The sequence below is a fragment of the Tabrizicola sp. genome (genome assembly GCF_036781545.1).
Lineage (GTDB): Bacteria > Pseudomonadota > Alphaproteobacteria > Rhodobacterales > Rhodobacteraceae > Tabrizicola.
Window position 1 is genome coordinate 1 of the sequence record NZ_DAIQAT010000172.1, and the last position, 7,316, is coordinate 7,316.

Annotated in this window: 12 protein-coding genes; all 12 read left to right on the forward strand. The window is 64.6% G+C overall.

The window, feature by feature from the left end; all coding sequences use genetic code 11:
- The coding region (locus tag V7Q39_RS17905) for an NADH-ubiquinone oxidoreductase-F iron-sulfur binding region domain-containing protein (protein ID WP_333817976.1) at nucleotides 1-335 on the forward strand (335 nt) is incomplete at its 5' end.
- Nucleotides 336-340: 5 nt separating this feature from the next.
- Nucleotides 341-583 (forward strand): hypothetical protein, encoded by a 243-nt coding sequence (locus V7Q39_RS17910; protein WP_333817977.1) that lies wholly within the window; start codon nucleotides 341-343, stop codon nucleotides 581-583.
- Nucleotides 584-690: 107 nt separating this feature from the next.
- Entirely contained in the window at nucleotides 691-1,095 is a 405-nt protein-coding gene (locus tag V7Q39_RS17915) for a DUF5333 domain-containing protein (RefSeq protein ID WP_333817978.1), read from the forward strand.
- Nucleotides 1,096-1,109: 14 nt separating this feature from the next.
- Nucleotides 1,110-1,595 (forward strand): DUF3291 domain-containing protein, encoded by a 486-nt coding sequence (locus tag V7Q39_RS17920; RefSeq protein ID WP_333817986.1) that lies wholly within the window; start codon nucleotides 1,110-1,112, stop codon nucleotides 1,593-1,595.
- Nucleotides 1,596-1,599: 4 nt separating this feature from the next.
- Entirely contained in the window at nucleotides 1,600-3,621 is a 2,022-nt protein-coding gene (gene nuoG, locus V7Q39_RS17925; RefSeq protein WP_333817979.1) for an NADH-quinone oxidoreductase subunit NuoG, read from the forward strand.
- 4 nt (nucleotides 3,622-3,625) lie between these two features.
- Complete coding sequence (locus V7Q39_RS17930; RefSeq protein WP_333817980.1) at nucleotides 3,626-4,033, forward strand: hypothetical protein; 408 nt, start codon at nucleotides 3,626-3,628, stop codon at nucleotides 4,031-4,033.
- Between the two features lie 29 nt (nucleotides 4,034-4,062).
- Nucleotides 4,063-5,100, forward strand: coding sequence for an NADH-quinone oxidoreductase subunit NuoH (gene nuoH, locus V7Q39_RS17935; protein WP_333817981.1), 1,038 nt, complete (start codon nucleotides 4,063-4,065; stop codon nucleotides 5,098-5,100).
- Nucleotides 5,101-5,220: 120 nt separating this feature from the next.
- Nucleotides 5,221-5,586, forward strand: coding sequence for a hypothetical protein (locus V7Q39_RS17940; protein ID WP_333817982.1), 366 nt, complete (start codon nucleotides 5,221-5,223; stop codon nucleotides 5,584-5,586).
- Nucleotides 5,583-6,077 (forward strand): NADH-quinone oxidoreductase subunit NuoI, encoded by a 495-nt coding sequence (nuoI, locus tag V7Q39_RS17945; RefSeq protein WP_333817983.1) that lies wholly within the window; start codon nucleotides 5,583-5,585, stop codon nucleotides 6,075-6,077. The genes V7Q39_RS17940 and nuoI overlap by 4 nt, the downstream gene beginning before the upstream one ends.
- Complete coding sequence (locus V7Q39_RS17950; RefSeq protein ID WP_333817984.1) at nucleotides 6,074-6,487, forward strand: carboxymuconolactone decarboxylase family protein; 414 nt, start codon at nucleotides 6,074-6,076, stop codon at nucleotides 6,485-6,487. Before nuoI ends, V7Q39_RS17950 begins: the two co-directional genes overlap by 4 nt.
- A complete protein-coding gene (locus tag V7Q39_RS17955) occupies nucleotides 6,484-7,092 on the forward strand; it encodes an NADH-quinone oxidoreductase subunit J (RefSeq protein WP_333817985.1) in 609 nt (202 codons plus the stop codon). Before V7Q39_RS17950 ends, V7Q39_RS17955 begins: the two co-directional genes overlap by 4 nt.
- Before the next feature lie 97 nt (nucleotides 7,093-7,189).
- Nucleotides 7,190-7,316 (forward strand): NADH-quinone oxidoreductase subunit K (locus tag V7Q39_RS17960; RefSeq protein ID WP_333817987.1); only part of this gene is annotated, 127 nt, incomplete at its 3' end.

A 7,316-nucleotide genomic window follows, 5' to 3' on the forward strand; every position in this document is an offset into this window, starting at 1 on the left:
TGATCGTGATGGACCAGTCGACCGACGTGATCAAGGCGATCTGGCGGCTGTCGAAATTCTACAAGCACGAAAGCTGCGGCCAGTGCACCCCCTGCCGCGAGGGCACTGGCTGGATGATGCGGGTCATGGACCGGCTCGTCCGGGGCGAGGCCGAGGTCGAGGAGATCGACATGCTGCTGTCGGTGACGAAGCAGGTCGAGGGCCATACCATTTGTGCGCTTGGCGATGCGGCGGCTTGGCCGATCCAGGGCCTGATCCGCGCCTTCCGCGACGAGATCGAGGACCGGATCAAGGCGAAGCGCACCGGCCGGATCACGGCGGTCGCGGCGGAGTGATGCGGATGGCGCTGGCCCTTTCGGTGACTTTGGCGCAGGCGGCCTGCGTGGGAACGGCTGCGCCCGTGCCTGCGTCGCGCGAGCCGGTGCGCGTCACCAACAATGGCCAGCCGTTCCAGATGTGGGAGGGCGCTGCGGCGCGGAAGGCTGCGGATGCGCAATGCGGCGCGAAGGGGGTCAGGGTCTCGATCTACGACCGCTATGACCGGGCCACCGGCGCATGGGTCTATCCGGAGGGCTGCGCATGACGAAGGCGGTCATCCGGGGTCACAAAGCGCTGAAACGGGCGGTTTGTCATGGCATAGCAAGGGGTCTTGCCCCCATCTCCTGCGCACGAGCAGCCAAGGAGGCCAACATGCTTCGCAATCTGACCATCGCCCTGACCCTTGCCGTCGCCGCCACGCCCGCGCTGGCGCTGGTGCCGATCAACGAAGAGCCGGTGATTCACGCCAAACTTCTGAATGGCTTCATCGGTGATGCGATTGCCGACAACTGCCCGACGATGGAGGCGCGGAAGCTGCGCGCCCTGGGCGAGCTGAACAACCTGCGCGACTATGCCCTGAAGCAGGGCTATGAGGCGAAAGTGGTGCGGGAATTCGTCACCTCGAAAGAGGAGAAGGCGAAGTTCAAGGCCGAGGCCGCCGCATGGCTGAAGGCCAAGGGCGCCGAGCCGGGCAAGCCGGAGGCCTATTGCAAGATCGGCGAAGAGGAAATCGCCAGGAACAGCCTGATCGGCTATCTTTTGAGGTCGAAGAAGTGAGCCAGTCGCCCGTCATGCACTTGGCCGAGTTGAACGTGGGGCGCCTTCTGGCCCCCACCGACGACCCGCGCGTGGCCGAGTTCATGGCGGCGCTGGACCGGGTGAACGGGCTGGGCAAGCGGATGCCGGGCTTCGTCTGGATGATGGAGGGCTCGGGCGAGCCCGGCACCGGGAACACCGAGACCAAGATCGGCGGCGACCCTCAGTTCGTGTCGAACCTGACCGTCTGGGAAAGCGTGGAAACGCTGGAGCATTTCGTCTGGAACACCGTCCACCGCGCCTTCTATGAACGGCGGGCGGAGTGGTTTCAGGTGCTGGGCCGGATGCATTTCGTCATGTGGTGGGTGCCTGCGGGCCACCGCCCGACGCTGGACGAGGCGCTGGAGCGGCTGGCGCATCTGGAGACGCATGGCGACAGCGACCATGCGTTTGGCTGGACATATCTGAAAGAAGCGCAGGCGTGGAAGACCCACGGTTGCGCGCAAGTGGCGGCGGAGTAGGGCCATGACCAACCTCAAGAAAATCAGCATCGACGGGATCGAGGTCGAGGTCGATGGCGCGATGACCATCATCCAGGCGGCGGAAGTGGCCGGGGTGGAGATCCCGCGCTTCTGCTACCATGAGCGGCTGTCGATCGCGGGCAACTGCCGGATGTGCCTGGTCGAGGTGGTCGGCGGCCCGCCGAAGCCTGCGGCCTCCTGTGCGATGCAGGTGCGCGACCTGCGGCCGGGGCCGGAGGGGCAGGCGCCGGTGGTCAAGACCAAGTCGCCGATGGTGAAGAAGGCCCGCGAGGGGGTGATGGAGTTCCTGCTCATCAACCACCCGCTCGACTGCCCGATCTGCGACCAGGGCGGGGAATGCGACCTGCAGGACCAGGCCATGGCCTATGGCGTCGATTTCTCCCGCTACCGCGAGCCGAAGCGGGCGACGGAGGACCTGAACCTGGGGCCGCTGGTCAAGACGGCGATGACGCGCTGCATCAGTTGCACCCGCTGCGTGCGGTTCACCACCGAAGTGGCTGGCATCACCCAGATGGGCCAGACCGGCCGGGGCGAGGATGCCGAGATCACCAGCTATCTGAACATGACGCTGGATTCGAACCTGCAGGGCAACATCATCGACCTGTGCCCGGTGGGCGCGTTGACCTCGAAACCCTATGCCTTCACCGCGCGGCCCTGGGAGCTGACCAAGACCGAGAGCATCGACGTGATGGATGCGCTGGGGTCGAACATCCGGGTCGACACCAAGGGCCGGGAAGTGATGCGCTTCCTGCCGCGCAACCATGACGGCGTGAACGAGGAGTGGATCAGCGACAAGACCCGCTTCGTCTGGGACGGCCTCCGCCGCCAGCGGCTGGATACGCCCTATGTGCGCGAGAACGGGCGGCTCAGGAAGGCGTCCTGGGGCGAGGCGCTGGAGAAGGCCGCCGCCGCGATGCGGGGCAGGAAAGTGGCCGGGCTGGTGGGCGATCTGGTGCCCGTCGAGGCCGCTTACTCCTTGAAGACGCTGATCGAATCCATCGGTGGCCATGTCGAATGCCGCACCGACGGGGCGAAGCTGCCGATCGGCAACCGCTCGGCCTATGTCGGCAACGCGCGGATCGAGGATATCGACACGGCCAAGGTGATCCTGTTGATTGGGACCAATCCGCGCGTCGAATCCCCGGTGCTGAACGCCCGCATCCGCAAGGCCTGGACCAATGGCGCGACGGTGGGCCTGTTCGGCGAGAAGGTCGACCTGACCTATGACTACAAGCACATGGGGTCGGACCGCGCCGCGCTGGTGGAATTGGTCGGCCGTGTGACCGAGAAACCGGACACGCTGGTCATCATCGGCCAGGGCGCGATCAACGAGGCGGATGGCGAGGCGGTGCTGAGCCAGGCGATGGCCTATGCGCAGGGTGCGGGCGGCAAGCTTCTGGTGCTGCACACGGCGGCGGCGCGGGTTGGCGCGATGGATGTGGGGGCCGTCACCGAGGGTGGGCTCGCCAAGGCCACGGACGGCGCGCAGGTGATCTACAATCTCGGCGCCGATGAGGTCGAGATCAGCCGCGACGGGGCCGATGCGCCCTTCGTCATCTACCAGGGCAGCCACGGCGACCGGGGCGCGAACCGGGCCGACATCATCCTGCCGGGCGCGGCCTATACGGAAGAGAACGGGCTTTTCGTCAACACCGAGGGGCGGCCGCAGCTGGCCTTCCGCGCAGGGTTTGCCCCCGGCGAGGCGAAGGAGAACTGGGCGATCCTGCGGGCGCTTTCGGCGGAACTGGGCGCGCAACTGCCCTGGGAGTCGCTTGCCGGGCTGCGTGCTGCGCTGGTCAGGGCGCATCCGCATCTGGGCCGGATCGACGAGGTGCCAGAGAACGTGTGGCAGCCGCTGGAGGTGAAGCTTCCGGCCAAGGCCACCTTCCGCAATGCGATCCGCGATTTCTACCTGACCAACCCGATTGCCCGTGCATCGGCGGTGATGGCGGAACTCAGCGCCATGGCCAAGGCGCGGGCTATGGCCCCGATTGCGGCGGAGTAGACGCATGGCGCAACGCCTCTCCCTGCTGGCCACCCTTGGCACCGCGACGGCGGCGCTGGGGGCTTGCGCGCCCGGCGGAGAGGTGCCACAGGAGCGCGGCAGTCAGGCGGTCTATCAGGGGGTGTCGACCATCCTGCTCGACAAGGACATGGTCAGCTTCACCGTCGCGATGACCGGTGCGAAGGACCGGTCGGATGTCGAGGCCTATGGCCGCTGTGCTGCCGCGCAATATGCGCTGGATCAAGGGTTTGGCTTCGCGCGGCAGGTGCGGACCATCGTAAGGAAGGACGGGCGGACTTGGGTCGGGGATGCGGTCTACCTCGTCTCGGCCACGCTGCCCGAGGGCTTGCGCACCATCGACGCCGAAGTGGTGGCGACCGAATGCGCCGAGTTGGGAATACCGGCGAAGTAAGGCTGGCGGTTTGAGGATGAGGGGCTGACATGGACGGGTTCTTTGCCACGGGGTTCGGAACGGCGGTGCTGATCGCGGCGCAGTCGCTGCTGATCGTGGCTTTCGTGATGATCAGCCTCCTGTTCCTGGTCTACGGCGACCGGAAGATCTGGGCCGCCGTGCAGATGCGGCGCGGCCCGAACGTGGTGGGCCCCTTCGGCCTGCTGCAATCGGTGGCCGACGCGCTGAAATACGTCGTCAAGGAAATCGTCATCCCCGCCGGGGTGGACCGCCCGGTCTTCTTCCTGGCGCCGATGCTGTCCTTCGTGCTGGCGATCCTGGCCTGGGCCGTGATCCCCTTCGACCAGGGCTGGGTCCTGGCCAATATCAACGTGGCGATCCTCTTCGTCTTCGCCGTCTCCTCGCTGGAGGTCTATGGCGTGATCATGGGCGGCTGGGCGTCGAACTCGAAATACGCCTTCCTGGGGTCCCTGCGGTCGGCGGCGCAGATGATCTCCTACGAGGTGTCGCTGGGCCTGATCATCATCGGGGTGATCATCTCGACAGGCGCGATGAACTTTGGCGCCATCGTTCAGGCGCAGGAGGGGGACTGGGGTCTTTTCAACTGGTACTGGCTGCCGCACCTGCCGATGGTGGTGCTCTTCTTCGTCAGCGCCTTGGCCGAGACCAACCGCCCGCCCTTCGACCTGCCCGAAGCCGAATCCGAACTGGTGGCGGGGTTCATGGTGGAATATTCCTCGACCCCCTACCTTCTGTTCATGGCGGGCGAATACATCGCCATCTTCCTGATGTGCGCGCTGATTTCGCTGCTGTTCTTCGGCGGCTGGCTGTCGCCCCTGCCGTTCCTGCCCGATGGCTGGTGGTGGATGGTCGGCAAGATGTGGCTCTTCTTCTTCATGTTCGCCATGGTGAAGGCCATCGTCCCCCGCTACCGCTATGACCAGCTGATGCGGATCGGCTGGAAGGTCTTCCTGCCGCTGTCGCTGGGCTGGGTGGTGATCGTGGCCTTCCTCGCCAAGTTCGAAGTGCTGGGCGGCTTCTGGGCCCGTTGGGCCGTGGGGGGCTGAGGGATGTACTGTCGTCCTTTCGCAGTCGTTCCTGCTCTGGCGGTGACAAGCTTGGCGTCTGCCGGGTTTGCGGAACCGTCGGAGCGTGAGTGCAAGGATGCTGCGGCAGCCTTTGCCGAAATGCTGAACCCGAAAGAGGTGACGACCTCTAGCGGAATTGGCTGGGTTCTCCTCCCCCCTGCCGTAGACTTCTACAGTCTCGACGCGGTGGAGCAGTGGAGAGCGGTCGCAGAGCGCTTCGTGAATCTTGGCCCGATGTTCCGATGGAAACTTGTCAAAGACGGAAAATGGTCTGACGAGATCCAGCCCGAGCATCGAAGTGCCTATGCAGCGGCCTTTCTGATGGATGATACGCTGGAACAGTGCCTGCGTCCCTTGGTAGTGGCGTCATCGAAAGAACTGCAAAGCGAAATCGCCAAATTTGATTCCGAGTTTCCTTCCGACGAGCGGGAAACTCTGCGCCCACTGATGAAGGCAAGCCAATGAGCAACATCGACTGGACCCGCGCGACGCGCTACTTCCTCTTGATGGATTTCATCAAGGGCTTCGGCCTGGGCATGAAATACTTCTTCGCGCCGAAATCGACGCTGAACTACCCGCATGAGAAGGGGCCGCTGTCGCCCCGTTTCCGCGGCGAACATGCGCTGCGCCGCTATCCCAACGGCGAGGAACGCTGCATCGCCTGCAAGCTGTGCGAGGCGGTCTGCCCGGCGCAGGCGATCACCATCGACGCCGAACCGCGCGAGGACGGCTCCCGCCGCACCACGCGCTACGACATCGACATGACCAAATGCATCTACTGCGGCTTCTGCCAAGAGGCCTGTCCGGTCGATGCCATCGTCGAAGGCCCGAACTTCGAATTCTCGACCGAGACCCGGGAAGAGCTGTTCTACACCAAGGAAAAACTCCTTGAGAACGGCGCCCGCTGGGAGGCCGAGATCGCCCGCAACCTCGAACTCGACGCGCCCTACAGATGACCGAGGATTTCGCCAAGATGTTCGCCGCGATGATGGAGCAGGGCCAGAAGATGGCCAATGCCTTCATGCCCGGCATGGAGAACATCGACGCGAAGGCGTTCGAGAAGTTCTTTCCGCCGATGCCGAAGGAGCTTCTGGAGATGTGGTTCGGCAAGACCTTCAACCCCGAAGGCCTGGACGCGCGGACCCGCTTCCTCGTCACCATCGCGGCGCTGACCGTGCTGGGGCCGGTGGGCGAGCCGCAGCTGCGGATGGCGATCAAGAACGGTCTGTCGGCCGGGGCCACCAAGCGCGAGGTCGCGGAAGTGATCTGGCAGATGTCGATGTTCGGCGGGATGCCCGCCATGCAGAAGGCGCTTGAGATCGCGCAAGCGGTCTTCGCCGAGATCCCTGAGGAGAAAGACGCATGACCGTCTTCAGCTTTGCCTTCTACCTGTTTGCCGTGATCACGGTGACGGCGGGCCTGATGGTCACGCTTTCCCGCAACCCGGTGCATTCGGTGCTGTGGCTGATCCTGGCGTTCCTCTCCACTTCGGGGTTGTTCGTCCTTCTGGGGGCGGAGTTCGTGGCGATGCTTCTGGTCATCGTCTATGTCGGCGCGGTGGCGGTGCTGTTCCTGTTCGTCGTCATGATGCTGGACATCGACTTCGCCGCGCTGAAGGGGGAACTGGCGCGCTACATGCCCTTGGGCCTCCTCATCGGCGTGGTCCTCCTGATGCAGGTCGCCATTGGCGTGGGCGTCTGGACGGTGGCCGAAGGATCGCAGGGCCTGCGGCAGGCGGTGGCGCCTTCGGAGATCGAGAACACCCGGGCGCTGGGGCTGCTGATCTACGACAAGTATTTCCTGCTGTTCCAGCTGGCCGGGCTGATCCTGCTGGTGGCGATGATCGGGGCGATCCTGCTGACGCTTCGGCACCGCAAGGACATCAAGCGGCAGAACGTGCTTCAGCAGATGTGGCGCGACCCGGCCAAGGCGATGGAGCTCAAGGACGTCAAGCCGGGGCAGGGGTTGTGATCAAGGTGGGGTAAAACCCCACCCTACGAATGCCGGGTAGGGTGGGGTTCCACCCCACCGAAACGACAAGGGCCAAACGGCCACGAGGGACGGAAAGATGATCGGACTTGAACATTACCTGACGGTGGCTGCGGCGCTTTTCGTCATCGGGATCTTCGGGATCTTCCTCAACCGGAAGAACGTGATCGTCATCCTGATGTCGATCGAGCTGATGCTGCTGGCGG

Bases quoted from the DNA above. Each gene is read 5' to 3' on its own strand.
- nuoG (WP_333817979.1), top strand. From the start codon at position 1,600: ATGACCAACCTCAAGAAAATCAGCATCGACGGGATCGAGGTCGAGGTC.
- V7Q39_RS17950 (WP_333817984.1), top strand. From the start codon at position 6,074: ATGACCGAGGATTTCGCCAAGATGTTCGCCGCGATGATGGAGCAGGGC.
- V7Q39_RS17940 (WP_333817982.1), top strand. From the start codon at position 5,221: ATGCTGAACCCGAAAGAGGTGACGACCTCTAGCGGAATTGGCTGGGTT.
- V7Q39_RS17930 (WP_333817980.1), top strand. From the start codon at position 3,626: ATGGCGCAACGCCTCTCCCTGCTGGCCACCCTTGGCACCGCGACGGCG.
- V7Q39_RS17920 (WP_333817986.1), top strand. From the start codon at position 1,110: ATGCACTTGGCCGAGTTGAACGTGGGGCGCCTTCTGGCCCCCACCGAC.
- nuoH (WP_333817981.1), top strand. From the start codon at position 4,063: ATGGACGGGTTCTTTGCCACGGGGTTCGGAACGGCGGTGCTGATCGCG.
- nuoI (WP_333817983.1), top strand. From the start codon at position 5,583: ATGAGCAACATCGACTGGACCCGCGCGACGCGCTACTTCCTCTTGATG.
- V7Q39_RS17915 (WP_333817978.1), top strand. From the start codon at position 691: ATGCTTCGCAATCTGACCATCGCCCTGACCCTTGCCGTCGCCGCCACG.
- V7Q39_RS17910 (WP_333817977.1), top strand. From the start codon at position 341: ATGGCGCTGGCCCTTTCGGTGACTTTGGCGCAGGCGGCCTGCGTGGGA.
- V7Q39_RS17955 (WP_333817985.1), top strand. From the start codon at position 6,484: ATGACCGTCTTCAGCTTTGCCTTCTACCTGTTTGCCGTGATCACGGTG.